Source organism: Mesorhizobium sp. M0052 (assembly GCF_040323255.1).
Taxonomy (GTDB): Bacteria; Pseudomonadota; Alphaproteobacteria; order Rhizobiales; family Rhizobiaceae; genus Mesorhizobium.
This window is the reverse complement of sequence record NZ_JAMYUS010000004.1, coordinates 213,614-237,686: the sequence shown is the minus strand read 5'-3', so window position 1 is coordinate 237,686 and position 24,073 is coordinate 213,614. Positions and strand designations below refer to the sequence as shown.

17 protein-coding genes are annotated in these 24,073 nt (G+C 64.2%); 9 read left to right on the top strand and 8 right to left on the bottom strand.

Annotated elements, in window-relative coordinates:
- Window positions 1-23: 23 nt before the first annotated feature.
- From NKJ77_RS06955 to NKJ77_RS06940, 4 genes are all read right to left on the bottom strand, one after another.
- A complete protein-coding gene (locus tag NKJ77_RS06955) occupies window positions 24-1,232 on the bottom strand; it encodes an acetyl-CoA C-acetyltransferase (protein WP_352534648.1) in 1,209 nt (402 codons plus the stop codon).
- A 31-nt stretch (window positions 1,233-1,263) separates the two neighbouring features.
- The gene (locus tag NKJ77_RS06950; protein ID WP_023738205.1) at window positions 1,264-2,433 is read right to left on the bottom strand and encodes an acyl-CoA dehydrogenase family protein; all 1,170 of its coding nucleotides are present in this window, start codon (window positions 2,431-2,433) and stop codon (window positions 1,264-1,266) included.
- A gap of 231 nt (window positions 2,434-2,664) precedes the next feature.
- Window positions 2,665-4,473, bottom strand: a complete 1,809-nt coding sequence (locus tag NKJ77_RS06945) for an acyl-CoA dehydrogenase (RefSeq protein WP_023746692.1) — start codon at window positions 4,471-4,473, stop codon at window positions 2,665-2,667.
- Between the two features lie 273 nt (window positions 4,474-4,746).
- A complete protein-coding gene (locus NKJ77_RS06940) occupies window positions 4,747-5,205 on the bottom strand; it encodes a MerR family transcriptional regulator (protein WP_023669610.1) in 459 nt (152 codons plus the stop codon).
- A gap of 478 nt (window positions 5,206-5,683) precedes the next feature.
- Between NKJ77_RS06940 and NKJ77_RS06935 the strand changes: the two genes are divergently transcribed.
- The 4 genes from NKJ77_RS06935 to NKJ77_RS06920 all read left to right on the top strand — a co-directional run bounded on the left by NKJ77_RS06935 (window position 5,684) and on the right by NKJ77_RS06920 (window position 13,007).
- A complete protein-coding gene (locus NKJ77_RS06935; protein WP_352534646.1) occupies window positions 5,684-9,667 on the top strand; it encodes a peptidoglycan-binding protein in 3,984 nt (1,327 codons plus the stop codon).
- Between the two features lie 193 nt (window positions 9,668-9,860).
- Window positions 9,861-10,784: a sulfite exporter TauE/SafE family protein gene (locus NKJ77_RS06930; RefSeq protein ID WP_023669608.1), complete on the top strand. Its 924-nt coding sequence runs from the start codon at window positions 9,861-9,863 to the stop codon at window positions 10,782-10,784.
- Window positions 10,784-11,575, top strand: a complete 792-nt coding sequence (locus NKJ77_RS06925) for a TIGR02186 family protein (protein WP_023740748.1) — start codon at window positions 10,784-10,786, stop codon at window positions 11,573-11,575. The genes NKJ77_RS06930 and NKJ77_RS06925 overlap by 1 nt, the downstream gene beginning before the upstream one ends.
- Before the next feature lie 175 nt (window positions 11,576-11,750).
- A complete protein-coding gene (locus NKJ77_RS06920; protein ID WP_023696706.1) occupies window positions 11,751-13,007 on the top strand; it encodes an Hsp70 family protein in 1,257 nt (418 codons plus the stop codon).
- Here NKJ77_RS06920 and NKJ77_RS06915 read toward each other — a convergent pair.
- Window positions 13,000-13,908 carry a LysR substrate-binding domain-containing protein gene (locus tag NKJ77_RS06915; protein ID WP_023831962.1) on the bottom strand — a complete coding sequence of 303 codons (909 nt, stop codon included), beginning with the start codon at window positions 13,906-13,908 and terminating at the stop codon, window positions 13,000-13,002. The genes NKJ77_RS06920 and NKJ77_RS06915 overlap by 8 nt on opposite strands.
- A 278-nt stretch (window positions 13,909-14,186) precedes the next feature.
- On the opposite strand from NKJ77_RS06915, the gene NKJ77_RS06910 reads away from it, so the two are divergent.
- From NKJ77_RS06910 to NKJ77_RS06900, 3 genes are read left to right on the top strand one after another with little or no spacing between them, the layout of a single operon-like run.
- A complete protein-coding gene (locus NKJ77_RS06910; RefSeq protein WP_023755144.1) occupies window positions 14,187-17,117 on the top strand; it encodes a molybdopterin oxidoreductase family protein in 2,931 nt (976 codons plus the stop codon).
- A complete protein-coding gene (locus NKJ77_RS06905) occupies window positions 17,114-17,842 on the top strand; it encodes a 4Fe-4S dicluster domain-containing protein (RefSeq protein ID WP_023831961.1) in 729 nt (242 codons plus the stop codon). Before NKJ77_RS06910 ends, NKJ77_RS06905 begins: the two co-directional genes overlap by 4 nt.
- Before the next feature lie 3 nt (window positions 17,843-17,845).
- Window positions 17,846-18,784: a dimethyl sulfoxide reductase anchor subunit family protein gene (locus NKJ77_RS06900; protein ID WP_023755145.1), complete on the top strand. Its 939-nt coding sequence runs from the start codon at window positions 17,846-17,848 to the stop codon at window positions 18,782-18,784.
- 12 nt (window positions 18,785-18,796) lie between these two features.
- Here the strand turns inward: NKJ77_RS06900 and NKJ77_RS06895 are convergent, their stop codons facing one another.
- Window positions 18,797-19,675, bottom strand: a complete 879-nt coding sequence (locus NKJ77_RS06895; RefSeq protein ID WP_023831960.1) for a LysR substrate-binding domain-containing protein — start codon at window positions 19,673-19,675, stop codon at window positions 18,797-18,799.
- Window positions 19,676-19,770: 95 nt separating this feature from the next.
- Here NKJ77_RS06895 and NKJ77_RS06890 point away from each other — a divergent pair, with 95 nt between their 5' ends.
- Window positions 19,771-20,742: a quinone oxidoreductase family protein gene (locus tag NKJ77_RS06890; protein ID WP_023831959.1), complete on the top strand. Its 972-nt coding sequence runs from the start codon at window positions 19,771-19,773 to the stop codon at window positions 20,740-20,742.
- Window positions 20,743-20,746: 4 nt separating this feature from the next.
- On the opposite strand, the gene pdeM is transcribed toward NKJ77_RS06890, so the two are convergent.
- Both pdeM and NKJ77_RS06880 read right to left on the bottom strand, forming a co-directional pair.
- Window positions 20,747-21,463: a ligase-associated DNA damage response endonuclease PdeM gene (gene pdeM / locus NKJ77_RS06885; protein WP_023692555.1), complete on the bottom strand. Its 717-nt coding sequence runs from the start codon at window positions 21,461-21,463 to the stop codon at window positions 20,747-20,749.
- On the bottom strand, window positions 21,460-23,964 hold the full coding sequence (locus NKJ77_RS06880; RefSeq protein WP_245263045.1) for a ligase-associated DNA damage response DEXH box helicase: 2,505 nt from the start codon (window positions 23,962-23,964) through the stop codon (window positions 21,460-21,462). The genes pdeM and NKJ77_RS06880 overlap by 4 nt, the downstream gene beginning before the upstream one ends.
- On the opposite strand from NKJ77_RS06880, the gene NKJ77_RS06875 reads away from it, so the two are divergent.
- Window positions 23,872-24,066: a hypothetical protein gene (locus NKJ77_RS06875; RefSeq protein ID WP_245260071.1), complete on the top strand. Its 195-nt coding sequence runs from the start codon at window positions 23,872-23,874 to the stop codon at window positions 24,064-24,066. The two genes, NKJ77_RS06880 and NKJ77_RS06875, sit on opposite strands and share 93 nt — an antisense overlap.
- Window positions 24,067-24,073: the final 7 nt, after the last annotated feature.

Below are 24,073 nucleotides of genomic sequence, written 5' to 3'. Positions count from 1 at the left end.
GTCTCTCTCCTTCCGGCCGAAAATCAGACGCGTTCGATAATCGTTGCGGTGCCCATGCCGGCGCCGATGCAGAGCGTCACCAGAGCGGTGTTCAAATCGCGGCGCTCGAGCTCGTCCAGCACCGTGCCCAGGATCATCGCGCCGGTGGCACCGAGCGGATGGCCCATGGCGATGGCGCCGCCATTGACGTTGATCTTGTCGTGCGGGATTTCGAATGCCTGCATGTAGCGCAGCACCACCGAGGCGAAGGCCTCGTTAAGCTCGAACAGGTCGATATCCGACAGCTTCATCTTGGCGCGCTTCAGAAGCTTCTCGGTGACGTCGACCGGACCGGTAAGCATCAGCACCGGCTCGGAGCCGATGTTGGCAAAGGCGCGGATACGCGCGCGTGGCTTCAAGCCCATCGTTTTGCCGGCCTTCTTGGAGCCGAGCAGCACTGCGGCGGCACCGTCGACGATGCCCGACGAATTGCCGGCATGGTGGACGTGATTGACCTCTTCCACCTCAGGGTGCTTCTGCACGGCGACCGCGTCGAAGCCGCCCATTTCACCAGGCATGACGAAGGACGGGTTGAGCGAGGCCAGCGACTGCATGTCGGTCGACGGCCGCATATGCTCGTCATGATCGAGGATGGTGAGGCCGTTCTGGTCCTTGATCGGTATGACGGAGTTCTTGAAACGGCCATCGGCCCAGGCCTTGCCGGCGCGCGCCTGGCTCTCGACCGCATAGGCATCGACGTCGTCGCGCGAAAAACCATACTTGGTGGCGATCAAATCGGCCGATATGCCTTGCGGCACGAACCAGCCGGGCAGGCCGACGGACGGGTCCATGAACCAGGCGCCGCCCGAGGCGCCCATGCCGACGCGCGACATCGATTCCACGCCGCCTGCAATGACGATCTCGTCGGCGCCTTGAGCGATCTTGGCGGCGCCGAAATTGATGGCGTCGAGGCCTGAGGCGCAGAAGCGCGAGATCTGCATGCCCGGCGCCTTGTTGTCGTAGCCGGCCTCGAAGGCGGCGGCACGCGGGATGACGGAGCCGGCTTCGCCGACCGGATCGACGCAGCCGAAGATGATGTCGTCGACGTTTGCAGTGTCGAGGCCGTTGCGGTCGCGCAACGCTTCAAGCGTCCTGGCCGCAAGCCGCACCGCCGGCACCTCGTGCAGCGAGCCATCCTTCTTGCCCTTGCCGCGCGGTGTGCGCACGGCGTCATAGACATAAGCTTCAGCCATTTGCTTGCTCCTTGCTTTGCCGACGTCGCTCTCAGAGAGAGCGGCCGATCAGCAATTTCATGATCTCGTTGGTGCCGCCGTAGATGCGCTGGACGCGGGCGTCGCGGAACATGCGGGCGATCGGATATTCATTCATGTAGCCATAGCCGCCATGCAATTGAAGGCATTCGTCGACGACTTTTCCCTGCAGGTCCGAGAGCCAGTATTTCGCCATCGACGCCGTCACCGGATCCAGCCCGCCATTGATGTGGCGGGTGACGCAATCATTGTAGAAGACGCGGCCGATGGTCGCCTCGGTCTTGAGTTCGGCGAGCTTGAACTGGGTGTTCTGGAACTCGATGATCGCTTTGCCGAAGGCCTTGCGATCCTTGACGTAGTCGATGGTCAGCGCCAGGGCGCGTTCGATCATGGCGATGGCGCCGGTGCCGATCTGCAGGCGCTCCTGCGGCAATTGCTGCATCAGCTGGATGAAGCCCTGTCCCTCTTCGTGGCCAAGCAGGTTCGAGGTCGGCACGCGCATATCATTGAAGAACAGCTCCGACGTGTCGTTGGCCTTCAGGCCGATCTTGTCGAGGTTGCGGCCGCGTTCGAAGCCTTCGGCCTCGTCGGTCTCGACGACGATCAGCGAGGTGCCCTTGGCGCCTTTGGCCGGATCGGTCTTGGTGACGACGATGATGAAATTGGCCAGTTGCCCATTGGTGATGAAGGTTTTCGAGCCGTTGATCTTGTACTGGTTGCCGTCCTTCTCGGCGCGCGTCTTGACGCCTTGTAGGTCGGAGCCGGCGCCCGGCTCGGTCATGGCGATGGCGCCGATCAGTTCGCCGGTTGCCAGCTTCGGCAGCCACTTCTTCTTCTGCTCCTCGGAGCCGTAATGAAGGATGTAAGGGGCAACGATCGCATTGTGCAGGCCGATGCCGAAACCGTCGACGCCGACATGGCCGATCGCCTCGATGATGGCGCTCTCATGCGCGAAGGTGCCGCCGGAGCCGCCATATTCCTCCGGCATCGAGGCGCAGAGCAGGCCGGCGGAACCTGCCTTGCGCCAGCTCTCGCGGTCGACCATCTCGTTCTTCTCGAACTCGTCGTAGCGCGGCGCGATCTCTTCCGACATGAAGCGATGCGCCATGTCGTAGAGCATGCCGACTTCGTCCGCCGCCCAGGCGGGCGTCGGCAAGGAGAGCACTTCTGATGGATTTGTCATGCCGTTTCTCCCGCGCCAACGTCCCCCTCCCCCTCGAGGGGAGGGTGGCCGCGAAGCGGTCGGGTGGGGTCGCCGATGACGTGCTCGACCTTATCTTCGGAATTGACGCGGGTTTGGGGCATTGCGATCATCTCCTACCAAAGCGCCAACCAGCCGGCGCACTGCACGCAGGACCCCTCCCGGCCCTTCGGGCCACCCTCCCCTCTAGGGGGAGGGGGACGCCAGCCATTTCTAGAACGCTTCCGCAGGCAGCGCCATTAGCGTGTCCGCACCACTGGAAATGCGGGCCAGATGTGCCGACGTCTCGGGCATGATCCGCTCCATGAAGAAGCGCGCCGTCACCACCTTGTTGTCGTAGAAAGCCCCATTTTCGTGGACAGACTGCGAGCCGTTGGCGCCGGTCTTGCCGAGCGCGGCCTTGGCCATCTGCGCCCACATGTAGCCCAGCGCCACAAGGCCGAAGAGATGCATGTAATCGGTCGACGCGGCGCCGGCATTGTCGGGCTTGGCCATGCCGTTCTGCACCAGCCACATGGTCGCCGCCTGCAGATCGTTGAGGCCTTTCTTCAGCGCCTTGGTGAACGGCGCCAGCTTGTCGTCGGCACGGTTCTCCTCGCAGAACTCGCCGACGTCCTTGAAGAAGGCCTGCACGGCGCGGCCGCCATTCAGACCAAGCTTGCGGCCGACGAGGTCGAGCGCCTGGATGCCGTTGGCGCCTTCATAGATCATGGCGATGCGGGCATCGCGCACGAACTGGCTCATGCCGTGCTCTTCGATGTAGCCGTGGCCCCCGAACACCTGCTGCGCCATGACGGCATGGTCAAAACCCTTGTCGGTGAGCACGCCCTTGATCACCGGCGTCAGCAGGCCGGTATAGTCGTCGGCCGCCTGGCGATCCTTGTCGTCGGCGGAGCGGTGGGCGATGTCGGACTTGATCGCCGTCCACAGCGCCAGCGCGCGGCCGGCCTCATTGAAGGCCTTCATGGTCATCAGCGAGCGGCGGATGTCGGGATGGACGATGATCGGATCGGCTTGTCTGTCCGGCGCCTTGGCGCCAGACAGCGAGCGGCCCTGCAGCCGGTCCTTGGCGTAGGAGACCGCGTTCTGGTAGGCGATCTCGGACAGCGACAGGCCCTGCAGGCCGACGCCGAGCCGGGCTTCGTTCATCATCGTGAACATCGCCTTCAGGCCGCCATTGGCCTCACCGAGCAGCGTGCCTTCGGCCTCGTCATAATTCATGACGCAAGTCGAATTGCCGTGTATGCCCATCTTCTCCTCGATCGACCCGCAGGAGAGCGTGTTCTTCTCGCCCGGATTGCCCGAGGCATCGAGCTTCAGCTTTGGCACGATGAACAGCGAGATGCCCTTCACGCCCGCCGGCGCGCCTTCGATGCGGGCCAACACGAGATGGACGATGTTTTCCGACATGTCGTGCTCGCCGGCCGAGATGAAGATCTTCTGGCCTGAGATCTTGTAGGTGCCGTTGCCGTTCGGCACCGCCTTGGTGCGCAGCAGGCCGAGATCGGTGCCGCAATGCGGCTCGGTCAGGTTCATGGTACCGGTCCAGGACCCCTCGACCAGCTTCGGCAGCCATGTCGCCTTCTGCTCGTCGGTGCCGTGTGTGATGATCGCAGCGATAGCGCCTTGAGTCAGGCCGGGATACATCATCAGCGCCATGTTGGCCGAAACCATGTATTCGGCAACCGCGGTGTGCACGGCATAGGGCAGCCCCTGGCCGCCGAACTCGACGGGCGCCGCCAGTCCCATCCAGCCGCCTTCCCGATACTGGTCGTAGGCTTCCTTGAAGCCCTTCGGCGTCGTCACCGAGCCGTCCTCATGGCGCACGCAGCCTTCCATGTCACCGACGCGGTTCAGAGGATGCATGACGTTTTCGGCGAGCTTGGCGCCTTCGGCGAGGATCGCCTCGACAACGTCGGGCGTCGCGTCGGCAAATCCGGGAAGGTTGGAGTAGCGCTGATAACCCAGCACCTCGTTGAGCACGAACAGCGTGTCCTGGACCGGCGCCCTGTAGATCGGCATGTGTTTCCTCCACCATGCGGGTCTTGGCCGCGAGATCGAGCCCCGAAACATGAGGTTGGGGCGGCATGCGGGCCAATGTTGAAAGCGGGATAGCAAAAATTGACGTTTGCGTAAACGTCAATTTTGTCGCCGGGACAAAATTTACCTATGCCAGCCTATCGGCACGAGCGGTGCATGGCTTTGTGCAAAGCGAGGGGGTCAAACAAAAAGAGCCGCGCGGGCGGCCGCGCGGCTCTTAAGTTCAAAGCTTTCGCCGGGAGCTGCGGAGCAAAATCAGCTGGCGGCGCTGGCCGGGGCCGAACGCTCGGACAGCATCTGGCGCACGGCCGACATCGAGCCGCTCAGCTCGTTGATGGCGTCGTCGATCAGCGCGCGCTGCTTCTGCAGGCGGGCTAGCTGCTTCTCCGACTTGTCGAGAGCCAGCCGCAATTGCTTGGTGTTGGATCCCGTGGGATCGTAGAGATCCATCATCTGCTTGACGTCGCGCAGCGAGAACCCGACCTTGCGGCCGAGGAGGATCAGCTTCAGCCGCGCCTTGTCGCGGCGCGTGTAGAGGCGCGTTGCCCCATCGCGTTTCGGATTGAGCAGGCCCTTGTCTTCATAGAAACGCAGCGTGCGCAGCGTCACGCCGTATTTCTTGGCCATCTCGCCGATGCGCACGAGCTCCTCACTGGCTTCGGCAGACATATTGTTGGTGTTGGCCGCGGCTTCGCCGGGCGAAACAAGTTTCATAGTCACTGGCTTTCCCCTGTCGTGGCATCGCGGTCTCGGACCTTGCAACGCCTGAGTGGAAGCGGGGGCATGCTTCCAGTCGTGGTTTCAACTAATTCATCGCAAAAGGCACGAACGGCGCCCCTCTTACGTTTACGTCAATTCTATAACGATAGCCGTCGCATGACGCAAGGGCGTTCTGGGATTGCGAAACCTTATGCCGCACCCCCGGCGCCGGGTCCGAACGGGCACCGCCTGTATTTCAGCAATGCCGTAACTTCTTAAGCTTGGTTAACACCTTGTTTACCACGATGGGTGAAATGTGCGGATGTCGGTCACCCGTGTTTATCCTGTAGCGAATTTTTCACGGTTTTTCGGAGAGCGGGCCTGGCCCGGGAAGCTCGTCTTCCGCCGCAGCAGTGCCGCGCGGCCGCCTTCGTTCCCGACAAGGACTTGGGAAACTGGCAGCAAGCCAGCCATTCTGAAAACGGACGCATCGATGAACAGCAAGCGGTCCTATCTCGATACACTCAACGCCGGCAGGCCGCGCAGGCCGAACACCACGCTTGATGAATTGAACCGCTCGCTGGAAACGCTGGAGCAGCGGCTGGAGCGCAAGCGCGAGGACGCCGCCGAGCGCTTCGATCCGCGCCGGCCGCCGGCAGAGCCGCGCTACGCAAGCGCCCAGCCCTACGCCCCGCCGCGCTGGTACGAGGACCCGCAGCCCACGCCGCGGCCGAAAGGCGCCGGGCCGGCCGGCTTCGACCAGAACTATCAGGCGATCGCGCGCGACATCGACCGCGTGCGCGGCCAGGAAGACAGCGTCGCCGTGGTCGGCAAGATCGCCGGCGAATTGCGCGGCCTGCGCGAGGAACTGCGCCATCAGATGACGGCCGGCCTGCAGCGCGAATTCGCCGCGTTGCGCAAGGACATCGAACGGGCCTTCCAGGCGAGCAACCAATCGGGTGGTCAGGCAGGCGGCTTGCCCGGCAAGGGCAGCGCCGAACTCGGCGTCGAATTCGAGCGGCTGTCCGGCGCCATCCAGACGCTGGCCGAGAAGAGCGACGACCGAAGCGTCAACATGCTGCGGCTCGAGCTCGAGCAGGTAAAGACGGCGCTCGACACATTGGCGCGCGAGGAAAGCGTGCTGAAGGTCGACCGCCGCTGGGACGATTTCGACCGCCGCTGGAGCGCGTTCGAGGACCGTGTCGACGCCGACCAGCGCAACCGCGCCGACGGCCCCGGATTTTCGGCCCTGACCGACCGGCTCGAACAGATCAGCAATGCGGTCCACAATCTGCCGGAATCGCTGTCGCTGCGCTCGATGGAAGAAAAGGTCCGCACGCTTGCCGGCGCCGTCGATCATTTCGTCAGCCAGCAGAGCAACCGCGGCGGCGACACGCTTGGCCTGATCGACGAACGGCTCGACGAGATTTCGCGCGCCATCGTCGCCTCGACCGTCGCCGCACAGGCCAATTCCTTCGACCCCGAACCCTTTGAACGCATCGAGAAGCGGATCGCCTCGCTGGCGCAGCAGATCGAGGAAGTCGTGCAGGTTCGTCCGAGCGGCGAGGTTCTCGACCGTCTCAGCACGCTGTCGAACAGGGTCGACGAGCTTGCCGGCCGCGCCAATCTGCCGGAACAGGCGATGGAGCGCCTCGGCAAGCAGATCGCGATGATCGCCGACAAGATCGATCGCGCCCCGGCCATGCCCGACGCCGACTATATCTTCCAGGGTCTGGAACAGCGCTTCGACGTGCTGTCGGGCATGATGGAACGTCGGCAGGGCGACGCCATCGAACAGGGCAACATGCTTTTTCGCGATCTCGAGCGGCGGCTGGACGAGGTTGCCGACCGGCTGGACCAGCGCCAGCCGCAGGCTGACAGCGCCGGCATCATGGACGCCATCGACGCACGCTTCACCGCGCTCGCCCAACGCATGGAGACGCGCATTCCCGATCCTGCCAACGAGGCGGCGATCCGCGGCCTGGAAAGCCGGCTCGAAGACATTTCAAGCCGGCTGGAATCGTCGGCCGCGCAGGTCGCCGGCATCGATCCGGCACTGATCCGCAGCCTTGAGGCGCAGGTCTCCAGCCTATCGGCGCATCTGTCGAAGCCCGGCACGCCGCTGCCGGAATTCGAGGACATCAGCCCGCGCCTCAACGAAATCGAGAAGTCGCTGGCCGGAACCCGCGAATCCATCATGGGCGCGGCACGCGAAGCAGCCGAGAGCGCCGTGCGCTCGCTGGCAGATTCCAACGCCAACACCGCGGCCGTTACCGGCCTTGCCCAGGATCTGAAGACGCTGGAAGCGCTGACGCGCCGTTCGGACGAGCGCAATTCACGGACATTCGAGGCGATCCACGACACGCTGCTCAAGATCGTCGATCGTCTGGGCTCGCTGGAGACCAGCGAACCGGCCGAGGCGGTGAGCGAGCTTCTGGATGCCCAGGCCGAGCCGGCGCGGCGGGCCCGCGCTGCACGCGCCTCCAAGATTTCGGTGCAGGACGCGCCGTCGATGGATATCGACCAGCCGCTGCCGCTGACCGGAGACATGGCCGATCTCGACGGCCGCGCCGCCGCCATCATGCGCAGCGAGCCGGATATGCGCGCCGACCCGGGTACGCGTAGCGACCCGGTCATGGGCAGCGAACCCGTGCGGCGCTCGCCAGCCGAGGCTGCCGCGGCCGCTGCCCAGGCAGCGCTCGGTTCCGACAGGATTGCCGAGAAAGGCGAAGCCACGGCCAAGAAGTCGCTGTTCGGTGGATTTGCGCGCGCCTTCAGGGGCAAGAAGTCGGCTGACATGCCGCCGCTTGCCGGCTCGGGGCCTAATGTCGACATGCCGAGCGTCGATCTCGACGAGCCGCTCGATCCGAAGCTCGCCAACCGACCGTTGGAGCCGGGCTCCGGCGCGCCCGACCTCAACGCCATCATGAAGCGCGTGCGCGACGAGCGCGGCCCGCCGGTGCGCCAAAACTCCGGCGATGCGTCGAAATCCGACTTCATTGCCGCGGCCAGGCGCGCGGCGCAGGCCGCGGCCGCCGAGGCCGACGCGCTGAAACGCCAGTCCACCATGAAGGGCCCGGTCAAGGCGCTTCGTATCGGCGACCTGCTCAAGGCGCGGCGCAAGCCGATTCTGATGGGAGCGGTCGCGATCATGCTGGCGCTTGCCGGCCTCCAGTTGGGCAAGGCCTTCTTCGCCGACCCGGTCGAGGTCGCAAGCAACGATACAGCGCCGATCGTCGCCTCGCAGCCGGTCGAGACTGCCTCGGTCAACGCTGCCAGCCAACCCAAGGCAGAACAGCAGGTGGCCGTGCAGGACGTGCCGGCCCGGATCGTCAGGCAGGCGGAGCCCACGGAACCGGCAGCTGGCAACGATGCGCCAATGAATGCGGCCTCGGTCGCTGGGCCCGAAGTGCCGGCGGTGGAGCCCGCGCCAGCGCCGATGGCTTTGGCCGATCCGGCCCCCACGCCAAATGCAATGCTGCCGACCACCGCCACTGCGGAACCGGCGGCTGCCGACGCGCAGCCTGCGGCCGCCGTCATGGCGCCCTCGGATACGACGGCCTCGGATACTACCGGCGCCGTTCCGCCGGCTGATGCTGCGGTAGCACCTGTCGTGGCCAAGATAGACGTTCCGGCCGATGCAGGCCCGCAAGCCTTGCGCGACGCGGCTGCCGGCGGTGACGCCAAGGCGCTGTTCGAGCTCGGTTCGCGCTATGCTGAATCACGCGGCGTCAAGGAAGACATGGCGGCAGCGGCCAAATGGTACGAAAAGTCGGCCGAGCTCGGCTTCGCGCCGGCGGAATACCGCATCGGCAATTTCTACGAGAAGGGCATCGGCGTCACGCGCGACGTCAAGAAGGCAAAGACCTTCTACCAGCTCGCCGCCGCGCAGGGTAATGCCAGCGCCATGCACAACCTGGCCGTTCTGTTTGCCATGGCTGCCGACGGCGTGACCGACAATGAATCGGCCGCGCACTGGTTTCAGGCGGCGGCCGATGTCGGCGTCAAGGACAGCCAGTTCAATCTCGGCATCCTGGCGGCAAAGGGCGTCGGCATGAAGCAGAGCCTGGAGGAATCCTACAAATGGTTCGCGCTCGTCGCCAAGACCGGCGACAAGGATGCGGCTGCAAAGCGCGACGAGGTCGCCACTGCGCTGCGCCCCGAACAGCTGGAGCGGGCGCGCGCCGCCACGGAACTGTGGAAGCCGAAGCCGCTCGACCCGGCGTCCAACTCGGCCGATATTCCTGAATCCTGGCAGGAAGGCACGCCGCAGACCACCGCCAGCGTCGACATGAAGAAGGCGGTCAAGAACATCCAGCTCATCCTCAACAAGAACGGCTACGATGCCGGCGGCGCCGATGGCGTGATGGGCGGCAAGACCAAGACCGCAATCATGGCTTTCCAGACTGACAACAAGATGCAGGCGACCGGCGAAATCGACGAAAAGCTGGTGAAGGCGCTGCTGGCGCACAAATAACGGCAGATGCGTCGCTAACGCGACGCCCTTGCCATACATTTGCCTGTTAACTGCTTGAGATGTTTTTTGTTTCGGTAGGGCGGCGGGGTTTGATCCCACTGCCCCGGCGGTGCAAGAAAGAATTGGCTTTTCGGTGCGACAATGCCCTGGAATGGCTGCAATCGCCGACAGGCAAACTGATCGAGACTGACGGGTGGGCATCTATCTCCCGATCGCGGAAATTTCCGTCAACGTCTTCGTGCTGCTGGCAATGGGCGCGGCGGTGGGTTTCCTGTCGGGCATGTTCGGGGTCGGTGGCGGCTTTCTGATCACGCCGCTCTTGATCTTCTACAACATCCCGCCGGCAATCGCCGTTGCTACCGGCGCCAACCAGGTTATCGCCTCCTCCTTCTCCGGCGCGCTGTCGCACATGAAGCGCGGCACGCTCGACTTCAAGCTCGGCGGGGTGCTGCTGGCCGGCGGCATCGTCGGCTCGACCGGCGGTATCTTCGTCTTTGCCTTCCTGCGTCGGCTCGGCCAGCTCGATTTGTTTATCTCACTGCTTTACGTCGTGCTGCTTGGCACCGTCGGCGGGCTGATGCTGGTCGAGAGCGTCAATGCGCTACGCGCGACGCGCAGCGGTGCGGCGCCGGTCTTGAAGAAATCCGGCCAGCACAACTGGATCCACCGGCTGCCGCTGAAGATGCGCTTCAGGGCCTCGAAGCTGTTCGTCAGCGTCATTCCGGTGCTGGGGCTCGGCGCCGGCATCGGCTTCCTGTCGTCGATCATGGGTGTCGGCGGCGGCTTCATCATGGTGCCGGCGCTGATCTATCTCTTGAAGGTGCCGACCAACGTCGTCATCGGCACCTCGCTGTTCCAGATCATTTTCACCTCGGCCTACACCACGCTTGTCCACGCCACCACCAACCAGACGGTCGACGTCATGCTTGCCTTCCTGCTGATGGCGGGCGGCGTTGCCGGCGCGCAATATGGCGCCAAGGCAGGACAGAAGCTGCGCGGCGAACAGCTCAGGGCACTGCTGGCGCTGCTGGTGCTGGCGGTCGCGATCCGGCTTGCCATCGATCTCTTCGTCACGCCGCCAAACCTCTATTCGCTGACCGCCGCGGGCCTGAACTGATGCTGCGGTGGGGGATTTTTTCGGCCGCCGTTTTGCTTTTCGCCCTCGCTCTGCCGGCGGCAGCGCAATCGCCGAACCCCTTGCCGGAAGGCATCCAGATCGGTCTCTCCACCGACGCGGTGTCGATCACCGCCGGCTTTTCCGGCGCCGACCTGACCATTTTCGGTTCGCTGGAAAACCCCGACCCGCTGGTCGCGCGGCAGGGGCGCTATGACGTCATCGTCGTGCTCGAAGGGCCGCCGCGGCCGGTTGTGGTGCGCCGCAAGGACCGGGTGCTCGGCGTCTGGGTCAACCTGGAATCCGAGACCTTCGAGAACGTGCCGGTCTCCTACTCCGTCGCCACGACACGGCCGCTGCAGGACATCACCGAACCCAACAGCTACAAGCAGCTGTCGCTCGGCGCCTCCAACCTTTACATGCAGCCGGCCGAGGTAACCGACAGTCCGGCGACGATCGAGGAATTCACCGTGGCGCTGCGCGAGCGCAAGGCGGCGACCGGCCTCTATAGCGAGAATGTCGGCGGCGTGCAGTTCTTGTCGCAGAACCTGTTTCGCGCCACGGTGCGGCTGGCGCCCAACGTCCCGGTTGGAACCCATAAAGCCCGCGCGTTCCTGTTCAAGAGCGGTCTGTTCCTCAAGGAAAGCTCGGCCCAGCTCGAAATCCGCAAATCGGGCTTCGAACAGTCGATCTTCCGCGTCGCGCATGATTACTCGTTTCTCTACGGCGTCTTCTCCGTGTCGCTGGCCATGATCACCGGCTGGCTGGGCAGGCTGATTTTCCGCAGGGATTGACGCGCAGGACCCATTTCCGGGGAAAAGGGGTTCCCCTTTTCTCAGTCTTGCGATAGACCGCCGCCTCCCAACCCTCGGGTTACACGCACAATCATCGGCAGAACGGTCAGGCCTCTGGACGGCGCGCGTCTTGCGGACGCCTGCCACAGCGACGACCCAATGACAGGAGGCTGCAATGCACCAGGCATTTGGCGGCATCGATTTCGGCACGTCCAATTCTACGGTGGGCGTGATCCGCAACGGCCAGGCACGGCTGGTGGCGCTGGAAGGTGAACAGCCGACATTGCCAAGCGCGGTTTTCTTCAACTTCGAGGACGGTCACACCTATTTCGGCCGCCGCGCCATTGCCGACTACACCGATGCCATCGAAGGCCGGCTGATGCGGTCGCTGAAGAGCGTGCTCGGCAGTTCGCTGGCGCATGAGAAGACGCGGATCAAGGCCCGGCAGATCGGTTTCATCGACATTGTCGGCATGTTCGTCGGCCATTTGAAGAAGCGGCTTGAGGAAGATGCCGGCGCTCCGGTGGAGAACGTTGTGCTCGGCCGGCCGGTGCAATTTGTCGACGACGATGTGGAAGCCGATGCCAAGGCGCAAAGCGAGCTTGAAAAGGCGGCGCGCGCGCAAGGCTTCAAGCACATCGCCTTCCAGTTCGAACCGATCGCGGCAGCGCTCGACTATGAGCAGGACGTGAAGCGCGAGGAACTGGCGTTGATCGTCGACATGGGCGGCGGCACGTCCGACTTCTCGATCGTGCGGGTTTCGCCGCAACGCGCCCGCTCACGCGACCGCAAGGACGATATCCTGGCCAACCGCGGCATCCATATTGGCGGCACCGATTTCGACCGGCTGCTCAGCATTGACCATGTCATGCCCAAGCTCGGCTACCTGACGCCGACAAAAGACGGCAAGCGCAACCTGCCGGCGAGCTATTTCATCGATCTCGCGACGTGGCAGCGCATAAACCTCGTCTACACTGCCAAGGCGATGACGCATCTGAGGCAAATCCGCTTCGAGGCCGTCCGCGCCGACCTTGTCGACCGCTTCATCCATATTGTCGAGCACCGTTACGGCCATGCGCTGGCCGGCCTCGTCGAACGAGCCAAGATCGCGCTGACAGATCAGGCTTCGGCTGATGTGACGGTGGCACTGCCCGGCGCGCGTTTTGCCGCCGAGATCACGCGAGACGGCCTGGAAGAGACGATTGCCGCCGACATCGAGCGGGTGTCCGCGACGGTGCGGCAGACGATCGCCGATGCTGGCGTGAAAGCGTCCGACATCACCGCCGTGTTCCTCACCGGCGGCTCGACCGCCATCCCGCTGGCACGGCGCGAAATCCTGTCGCTGGTGCCGCAAGCCGCCGTTATCGAGGGCGACATGTTCGGTTCGGTCGGCCTTGGCCTGGCGCTGGATGCACAGCGGAAGTTTAGCTAGAGCTCACGATGCGGTTCCCGCCCTCAGCGCCGAGATGCGCCTTGAGCGCCATCTGGGCCAGGCTTGCCTGGCGGTCACGATGGGTGATCATGGCGAAGTCGCGCTTCGGCAGTTCGAGCGGCACCGACCGGAGACTGCCCTCGGCGACGGCGCGTCCGACGACGAGGTCCGAGATGATGGTGGCGCCGGCGCCGGCCTCGACCGCCTGGCGAACCGCCTCGTTGCTCGGCAGCACCAGAAATATCTGCAGGTCGCCAAGCGATATCCCCTCGCGGCGGGCCAGGTCCTCCAGCACCTCGCGCGTGCCCGAACCACCCTCACGGATGATCCAGCGCAGCCCTCTGATATCCGGGCGGCCCGGCGCGATCTCGGCGATTTCGGGATGCGAGGCGGCGACGACCAGCATCAACCTGTCGACGTCGACCTTGGTGCGGCGGAGGATGTCTGACTCGGTGCGCCCCTCGACCAGACCGAGATCGGCGGTGCCGTCGAGCACATTGGCCTCGACCTGCCTGGTGTTGCCGATGCTGACGCTTAAGCGCACCGCCGGGTAGGCTTCATGGAAAGAGGCCAGCCTGCGCGGCAGCCAGTAGCTGGCGATGGTCAGGCTGGCGGCGATCGACAGGCTGCCGGCGACCGTCTCCGAGACATGCTCCAGCACATTTCGGGCGGCGGCGGCGCGTTCCAGCACCGCCTTGGCCTCGGGCAGGAAACGGTGGCCGGTCTGAGCCAGCTCGATGTTGCGGCCGACACGGTTGAACAGATGAACGCCATGCTGCTCTTCCAAAGCGCGGATGGCCGCCGACGCCGCCGACTGGGAGATGCCCAAAAGCTCCGCCGCCTTGGTCATATGGCCGCGTTCGGCAACGGCAACGAAAATGCGCAACTGGTCCAGCGTCATGTGTGCATTAAGAACCAATTCCGATCGAATTTACAAGAACAACTGATTAGACGGATCGATAGCTTTATTCTACTTTTTCAGTCGAAGTTAGAAAAAATTCGCCAACAAGTCGCGGCCAACAAAATGATCGGGCGGTTCAGATCCCTGTTTGCGCATTGGACCCGTGGCCTCAGGCGGCGGCTGGCCGGCGATCGATATCATCCTGAAGAACACTATATGCGTGGCCCCGGACCGAAGACGCGGGCCAAATTCGCAGGTAGCAAAAGCACGCCGGCATCATGAACCCAGCTGCGCCGCGCGGAGCCAATTCCGCACCGTCGCAACGGCCGCTTGGCGACACGCGCGCGCCTGATGAAGGCGACGGCGTCGACACCTCGCCCGCTATCTCCGACAGCATCGCCAAGACCACCTGTTATATGTGCGCCTGCCGGTGCGGCATCGACGTCCACATCAAGGACGGCAAGGTGCGCTACATCAACGGCAACAAGGACCATCCGGTTAACCGCGGCGTAATCTGCGGCAAGGGCAGCTCCGGCATCATGCAGCACTACAGCCCGGCGCGGCTGAAGAAGCCGCTGTTGCGCAGCGGCCTGCGCGGCTCGGGCGAATTCCGCGAGATCGAGTGGGAGGAAGCGTTTTCGATTGCGACCGGGCGGCTATCGAATATCCGCCGGGCCGATCCGAAAAAGCTCGCCTTCTTCACCGGGCGCGACCAGTCGCAGTCGCTGACCGGCTGGTGGGCGAGCCAGTTCGGCACGCCGAACTTCGCCGCCCATGGCGGCTTCTGCTCGGTCAACATGGCGGCCGGCGGGCTCTACACGATCGGCGGCTCGTTCTGGGAGTTCGGCGAGCCGGACTGGGACAATACGAAATACTTCATGCTGTTCGGCGTCGCCGAGGACCATGATTCCAACCCGATCAAGATCGGCTTGGGTAAACTCAAGGCGCGCGGCGCCAAGGTGGTGTCGATCAACCCCTGTCGCACCGGCTACAACGCCATTGCCGACGACTGGATCGGGATCCGGCCCGGCACCGACGGCCTCTTCGTCTTCGCCCTAATCCATGAACTGCTGAAGGCAGGCCGCGTCGATCTCGATTATTTGTTGCGCTACACCAACGCCCATGTGCTGGTCGTCCAGGAGCCGGGTGCGGCGGACGACGGGCTGTTCCTGCGCGACAGCGACAACAATCTTCTCGCCTGGGACAGAGTGGCGAAGACAACCGTCAACGCAGCCGATGCGGATGCGAAACCGGCGCTGACCGGCAGCTTCGCATTCGCCGGCCGCCGTTGCGTGCCGGTGTTCCGGCTTATCGCCGACCGCTACATGGACGACAGCTACGCACCCGATGCGGTCGCGGCACGATGCGGCATTCCGGCCGACACCATCCGCCGGATCGCTGCCGAACTCGCCCACGTCGCCTTCGAACAGACGATCGAACTGCCGGTTGCGTGGACCGACTGGGCCGGACGGCGGCACGAGACGATCAAGGGACGGCCGGTGTCGATGCATGCCATGCGCGGCATCTCGGCCCACTCCAACGGCTTTCACTCCTGCCGTGCCATCCACCTGCTGCAGGTGCTGCTCGGCACGGTGGACGTGCCCGGCGGCTTCCGTTTCAAGCCCCCCTACCCGCGCTCGGCGCCGCCGGGACCGAAGCCGGCCGGCAAGGTGGTCAGGCCGATGACGCCGCTCGACGGCATGCCGCTCGGCTTCGTCTGCGGGCCGGACGATCTCCTGGTCGACGAGGCCGGCACGCCTTTGCGCATCGACAAGGCTTATTCCTGGGATGCGCCGCTCGCCGCGCATGGGCTGATGCATACGGTCATCCGCAATGCGTGGGCCGGTGACCCGTACCCAATCGACACGCTGATGATGTACATGTCGAACATGGCGTGGAATTCCTCGATGAACACCGTCGAGACCATTGCCATGCTCACCGACCATGACGAAGCGGGTAACTACAAGATCCCCTTCATCATCTATTCCGACGCCTATTATTCCGAGACGGTGCCGTTCGCCGACCTGGTGTTGCCCGACACCACCTATCTCGAACGTCACGACTGCATCAGTCTGCTCGACCGGCCGATCAGCCATGCCGACGGGCCGGGCGACGCGATCCGCCATCCGGTGGTCGAACCGGACCGAGATGTCAGGCCGTTCCAATCGGTGCTGATCGAACTTGGCGCTCGGCTTGGCCTGCCCGGCTTCGTCGAGGACGATGGCTCGGCCAGATATGCCGACTATGCCGACTACATCGTCAATCACGAACGCACGCCGGGCATCGGCCCGCTGGCCGGCTGGCGCGGCAAGGACGGCACTTCCGTCGGCAAGGGCGAAGTCAATCCCGACCAGTTGCAGCGCTACATCGGCAATGGCGGCTTCTGGCACCAGGATTTTGCTGAGGACCAGCGCTATTACAAGATGGCCAACCGCTCCTATCTCGACTTCGCAGAGCAGATGGGGTTCATCCCCAAGGCCGAGCCGATCGTGTTCCAGCTCTATTGCGAACCGATGCAGCGCTTTCGCCTCGCCGCGCGCGGTCATGGTCGCGTCCAGCCGCCCGAGAGCGAACGCCGGCGCATCGAGACCTATATGGATCCGCTGCCGTTCTGGTTTACCCCGTTCGAAGAGGCCGCCGTCGATCCGCAGAAATATCCGCTGCATGCGCTGACGCAGCGGCCGATGCACATGTATCATTCCTGGGGTTCGCAGAACGCGTGGCTGCGGCAAATCACCAGTCAGAACCGCCTGTTCGTGCACCGCAAGACCGCGGCGGGCCTCGGCCTTTTCGACGACGACTGGGTGTGGATCGAAAGCATCAATGGCCGGGTGAAGGGGCAGATCAAGCTGGTCGACGGGGTCAATGCGGATACGGTCTGGACATGGAACGCCATCGGCAAAAGGCGCGGCAGCTGGGGGCTTAAGGACAACGCCGCCGAGAGCAATCGCGGCTTCCTGCTCAACCACATTATCGGCGACCAGACATCGGCTGACGCGAAAGGCAAACGCTATTCGAATTCCGATCCGGTGACCGGCCAGGCGGCGTGGTTCGACCTCAGGGTACGCATCGTCAAATGCTCTGATGAGGAAGCCGGCTTCACCGAACCGCAATTCGAGCGTTTCAGCCAGCCGCCAAATGTCGAGCCTTCGCCCGACATCCTTCGCTTCGGCGCCGAGTTCCGCGTCAATAGGGAAGCCGTGGAATGACCTGCCTTCCCGCCCATACAGACAAGAAGCTTGGCCTGGTCATCGACCTCGACACCTGCGTCGGCTGCCAGGCCTGCGTCACCGCCTGCAAGGAGTGGAACACCGGCGGCCACATGGCGCCACTGACCGACATCGACCCCTATGGCGGCCATGTCGACGGCGTCTGGTTCAACCGCGTGCACAGCTACGAGCACACGACCGAGGCGGGCGGGCGCACGGTCAACTTTCCGCGCTCCTGCCTGCATTGCGAGACGCCTGCCTGCGTCACTGTCTGCCCGACCGGCGCGTCCTACAAGCGGGCGTCGGACGGCATCGTGCTGATCGACGAAAGCAAATGCATCGGCTGCAAACTGTGCAGCTGGGCGTGCCCCTATGGCGCGCGCGAATTCGACACCGATGTCGGCGTGATGAAGAAATGCACGCTTTGCGTCGATCGCATCTACAATGACAATCTGGCCGAGGAAGACCGCGTGCCGGCCTGCGTTGCCGCCTGCCCGACCAGCGCCCGGCATTTCGGCGATCTCGGCGATCCCTCGTCGGCTGTCTCGCAACTGGTGGCGGAGCGTGGCGGCGTCGACCTGATGCCGGAGATGGGCTACAAACCGACCAACAAATATCTGCCGCCGCGCGCCCAGCGCGCCGCATGGGTGCCGGCGCCAAGGCTCGAGCCAGTCACGGCCGAAGGCGGTTTTCTCAGCTGGATCGACCGCATGCTTTCGAACTGACCAATGCATCCAGCCTTTTCCGTCGTCTTCTTCACAACTGCCACAGGAGCGGGCTATGGCCTGCTGGCGCTGCTTGGCGTGCTTGGCGGACTGGGTTTTATCCCGGCCCATTTCTGGCTCGGCCTTATCGGCATGGGGCTGTCGCTCGGCCTGATCGCCGCCGGCCTATTGTCCTCGACCGGCCATCTCGGCCGCCCCGAACGTGCATGGCGCGCCTTCTCGCAATGGCGCAGTTCCTGGCTGTCGCGCGAAGGCGTGGCCTCGGTCGCGACCTTCATTCCCGCCGGGCTGTTCGGCATCGGCTGGGTGTTTTTTGGCCGCACCGGAGGCTGGATGGCCATCGCCGGGTTTCTCGCAACTATCGGCGCAATCGTCACCGTCTGCACCACCGGCATGATCTATGCCTCGCTGAAGCCGATCGCGCAGTGGCATAGCCCGTATACGCTGCCGGGCTATCTCATCTTTTCGGCGATGACCGGCAGCGTGCTGTTGAACGCGCTGCTGCAGGCTTTCGCCATCAGCGCGACCGCCGTTGCGGTAGCCGCCCTGCTGCTGACCTTGCTCGGCTGGGGCTGGAAGCTGGCGACGTGGCGATACAATGACGCGCTGGAGATCGCGACCACCGCCAACACGGCGACAGGCCTCGCCGGAGGGACGGTGCGCTCGCTGGAATGGCCGCACACCGAGGAGAACTACCTGCTCAAGGAAATGGGCTTTCGCATCGCCCGCAAGCACGGTGCAAAGCTGCGGCTGATCACGCAGTTGCTGGCTTTCGCCTTGCCTGCCCTGCTGCTGCTTTCTGTCTTATTCGCTTTGCCCTGGCCATTCGCAGCGGTGCTGTCGGTGCTTGCGGCAACCGTCCAGTTCGCCGGCATGCTGGTCGAGCGCTGGCTGTTCTTCGCCGAGGCCAAGCACACCGTCACCCTCTATTACGGCCGGTAGAGCGTCCCGCCGTCAGGCGGCCCGTGCTCGTGGCGCCGCCGGCAAATCCTTAAGCAGGATTTCGATCGCGGCATCGATTACAGCTGTCCTGCGGTCGTGCGCGTAAAGGCCGTATTGGACCGTGAGCGGCTCGGGCAGGCCGGCTGACGTCTTCAGCACCCGCATCGAAGCAGTGCGCACGGATTCGGGCGGAAGCAGTCCAACGCCCAGTCCGTTCTCGATCGCGGCCTGAAGGCCGGTGACGCTCTGGCACGACAGGACGATCCGGTGCTCCCGGCCGGCGGCGACCAGCGCCTCGATCATCCGCCTGCGCCAAGGGCAGGTTGCGCCGAAGGCGGCGAGATCGAGTGGCCGGTCATGGTCCAGCACATAGTCCTGGGCGCAGACCCACTGCAGTTCGACGTTCCATGTCGTCACGGCATCGGCCGCGACGACGGATGTCGGGGCAATCATGACATCCAGCGCATCCTCGCTCCACAGCCGTCCCAGCGCGACGCTGTGCTCGACCATCGCGTCGAGGCTGATGTCGGGATAGGTGCGATGCAGCCGCCCAAGCGCGGCCGAAAGCGCGGCCGTGGTGACCTCTTCGGCAAGACCAATACGCACGCCGCCGCCAATGCTAGCCTGCTGCAGACGCGCCACCGCTTCGTCGCCGAGAGCGAGGATGCGGGTCGCGTATCCCAGAAAGAGCTCTCCCGCCGCAGTCGGTACGACACCGCGGCCGGTGCGCTGGAACAAGTGCCGTTGGAGCAGGCCCTCCAGCCGGCGCATCTGCATGCTCATCGCCGATTGGGTCTTGCCGGTCTGCGCGGCGACCCTGCTCAGGCTACCTTGCAGGCAGACCGCGACATAGGTGCGGAGAAGGTCGAGGCCGATCTGCTCAGATATCATTTTGTTTGAACTCTGATGTCATAGGTATCAGTCTACAATGATATCTCGCCACGCGCTATCTCACACTCAAGAGAAACAGCGCAGGGAAGAAAACCATGAAAGCGATCCGTGTTCACCGCCATGGCGGGCCAGATATGCTCGCCTACGAAGATGTCGACATCGGCCAGCCCGGACCGGGCGACGTGCGCGTGCGCAACCGGGCGGTCGGCCTCAACTTCGTCGACATCTATTTTCGCACCGGCGAATACGCGCCGCCCGCTCTGCCATTCATTCCCGGCAATGAAGGCGCCGGCGAAATCGTCGCCGTCGGTGAAGGCGTCAGCGGCTTCGCGCCTGGCGACCGAGTCGCCTATGTCGAGACGCTCGGCGCCTATGCCGAAGAACGCATCGTGCCCGCGCATTTCGTCGTGCATCTGCCCGACGCCATCGATTTCGAGACAGGTGCGGCGATGATGCTGAAAGGGCTGACGGCGCAATATCTGCTGCGCCGCACGTTTCGCGTCGAGGCGGGCCATACCATCCTGGTGCATGCCGCGGCGGGCGGCGTCGGCCTCATCCTGACGCAATGGGCCAAACATCTCGGCGCGACCGTCATCGGCACGGTCGGTTCACCCGAAAAGGCCGAACTTGCGCGCGCCAATGGCTGCGACCATGTCATCGACTACATCAAAGAGAATTTCGCCGCACGGGTGAAAGAGGTCACCAACGGCGAAGGCTGCCACGTCGTCTATGACGGCGTCGGCAACGCGACCTTCCCCGCCTCACTCGACTGCCTGCGGCCGTTCGGCACCTTCGTCAGCTACGGCACAGCGTCGGGGTCGATCCCGCCATTCGACATCATGCTTTTGATGCAAAAGGGTTCGCTGTTCGCCACCTGGCAGTTGCTGTTCCATCATCTCGCCAGGCGTGAGGACGTCGTCGCCATGAGCGAGGATCTGTTCAGCGTCGTCCTCAGCGGCGCAGTGAAAATCCCGGTGCACACAAGCATGCCGCTTGCCGAAGTGGCGGAGGCGCATCGCCGGCTCGAGGCACGGCAGACGACAGGCGCAACCGTGCTTATACCGTAGAAACTCAGCCCGGCCGCAGCATCGAACCGGAAATGGCGAAGATGCGCGCGGCGCCCATCATATAGGCCATCAACGTCTCGCGGCGGAACAGGCCGGCATAGGCGCGGTCGAGCACGTTGAGCGAGCCGGTATAAGCGCCGAAGGCCGGCATGATCATGCGGCCGCCATCGCCGGCAAAGCAGCGCCGCCGCACCGAGCGGCCCTGCTGGACGATGCGGGCGCAAGGGTGAAGATGGCCGGCAACTTCGCCCTCGGTTCTTATCTTCGACGGCTCGTGGCGGAACAGCAGCGAGCCGATGGCGAGTTCGCGCACCGTCTCGCCGGGCAAATCCGCCGGCGCTTCCGGGTCATGGTTGCCGGCGACCCAGAACCAGTCGCGGCCGGCCATCAATGCTTCCAGCCGATCGCGGAAGGTTTGATGCATGCGCTCGGCGCCGCCGCCGTCGTGGAAGGAGTCGCCCAGGCTGATGACGATGGCCGGCTGGTAGTCCGCGATTACCGCCTGCAGCCGGAGCAGAGTGGCGCCGGTATCGTAGGGCGGGATCAGTGCGCCGCGCCTGGCGAAGGACGAGCCCTTTTCCAGATGCAGGTCGGAGACCGCGAGCAGCCTCAGATCGGGGAAATAGAGCACGCCGCGCGAATCACAGATCGCGCGCTCGCCCGCGATGCCGACAAAGTCGGCCTCGGCGATCAGCGATGCCCGCGCCAGCGAAAAATTCATTCCTCAACCATCCCAGGACCCATGGCTTCCTCGACCAAAGTCGCGGCATCCATCAGCAGCGTTTCGTCGGCCTCGCCGTTCACCGGCATCTTGCCGATTTCGAGCATGATCGGCACGGCCAGCGGCGATATCTGTTCGAGTGCCTTATGCACGATTCGACCCTGGATACGCGAGAGCATGTCGGCAAGTCTGCTGACATCGAGCAGACCGGTCGCCGCGTCGGCGCGCGTCGCCTGCAGCAGGATGTGGTCGGGCTCATGGCTGCGCAGCACGTCATAGATCAGATCGGTCGAGACGGTGACCTGGCGGCCGCTTTTCTCCTGGCCGGGGTGACGTTTCTCGATCAGGCCTGAAATCAGCGCGCAGTTGCGGAAGGTGCGCTTGAGCAGCCAGCTGTCGGCCAGCCAAGCCTCGAGGTCGTCGCCCAGCATGTCCTGGTCGAACAGAGCGCCAAGCGAAGGTTTCCGCGATTTGAACATCGCGCCCATATCGCCCAGCGACCAGATGGCCAATGCGTAGTCGGTGGCGACGAAGCCAAGCGGCCTGGCGCCGGCCCTGTCCAGCCGGCGGGTGAGCAGCATGCCGAGCGTCTGGTGCGCCAGCCTGCCCTCGAAAGGATAAGCGACGAGATAGTGACGGTTGCCGCGCGGAAAGGTCTCGATCAAGAGGTCGTCGCGTTTGGGCAATACCGATTTGTCAGCCTGGAACCGCAGCCAGTCCGATACCTGCTCGGGCAGCTTCTTCCAGCGCTGCGGGTCGTCCAGCATGGCGCGCACCTGCTCGGCGAGGTAAGTCGAAAGCGGAAATTTGCCGCCGCCATAATAAGGAACCTTGGCGTCGCTTCCCGGCGCATTCGAGACGAAGCATTCGTTCTCGCGGATGCCTTCGAAGCGCAGCACTTTGCCGGCAAACATGAAGGTGTCCCCATGCGTCAGCGTTTCGAGGAAGGCCTCCTCGATCTTGCCCAGAGCCCGGCCGCCGTGCGAAGCCGAGCCTTTGCTGCCGGCCTTGACGTAACGCACATTGAGCGCCGGCACCTCGATGATGGTGCCGACGTTCAGCCGATATTGCTGCGCGACGCGGGGATTGGAGACCCGCCACATGCCGTCCTTGTTGAGGCGGATGCGGGCGTAGCGCTCGTAGTTCTTCAGTGCGTAGCCGCCGGTGGCGACGAAATCGATGACGCGGTCGAATGTCGGCCGGTCGAGGCTGGCATAGGGCGCTGCTGTCAGCACTTCCTCGTAGAGATCGTCGGCGCGAAACGGCGCTCCGCAGGCGCAGCCCAGCACATGCTGGGCCAGCACATCGAGCCCGCCATTGACCAGCGGCGGCGTATCCTGGGCGCCCAGATAGTTGGCGTCCAGCGCTGCCCGGCACTCCAGCACCTCGAAACGATTGGCCGGGATGAGGATCGCCTTCGACGGCTCGTCCATGCGGTGGTTGGCACGGCCGATGCGCTGCGCCAGCCGGCTGGCGCCCTTGGGCGCCCCGACATGCACGACCAGATCGACGTCGCCCCAATCGATGCCGAGATCGAGCGTCGAGGTGGCAACGATGGCACGTAAGGCATTGTCTCCCATCGCCTTCTCGACGCGGCGGCGCTGGGTGACATCGAGCGAGCCGTGATGCAGCGCGATCGGCAAGGTATCCTCGTTGACCCGCCACAATTCCTGAAACAGCAGCTCGGCCTGGCTGCGGGTGTTGACGAACAGCAGGGTGGTCTTGTGGCGCTTGATCTCGCGGTAGATTTCCGGCGTCGCATAGCGCGCCGAATGGCCGGCCCATGGCACGCGCTCTTCCGAATCGAGGATCGAGATTTCGGGCTTCGCGCCGCCGGTTACGACGATGAGCTCAGACATATCGGGACTTGCCAGGCCTTTGGGCGGATTCTGGCTCACCAGCCAGCGCCGCAACTCGTCGGGCTCGGCCACCGTTGCCGACAGACCGATCGTCTGCAGGCCGGGCACGATGCTGCGCAGCCGCGCCAGCCCGAGCGCCAGCAGATGGCCGCGTTTCGATGTCACCAGCGAATGCAACTCGTCGAGCACGACATAGCGCAGATCCTCGAAGAAGCGCCCGGCATCGCCGGCCGCAATCAGCAGCGCCAATTGCTCGGGCGTGGTGAGCAGGATATCGGGCGGCGCCAGCTTCTGGCGCTGCCGCTTGTGGGAAGGCGTGTCGCCGGTGCGCGTCTCGATGGTGACGGGCAGGCCGATCTCCTCCACCGGCTTGCCGAGGTTGCGCTCGATGTCGACGGCCAGCGCCTTCAGCGGCGAGATGTAGAGCGTATGGATGCCGCGCCGTGCCATACCGGCTTTGCGTCTGGGGCGGTTGGCCAGTTCGGTCAACGATGGCAAGAAGCCGGCCAGTGTCTTGCCGGCGCCGGTCGGTGCGATCAAGAGCACCGATTGCCCGGCTTGAGCCTTCGCCAGCAGCTCGATCTGGTGAGCGCGCGGCGACCAGCCTTTTTCGCCAAACCATCTGATGAATGGCTCGGGCAGAAGGACGGCGGCATTTTGTTTGGCAAGGCGCGGCTGCTCGGTCACGCGAAAGAGGTAGCGCGACGGCGCGCGATCGCCAAGGAAAATCGGAACAAAAGGTGATCGGGTG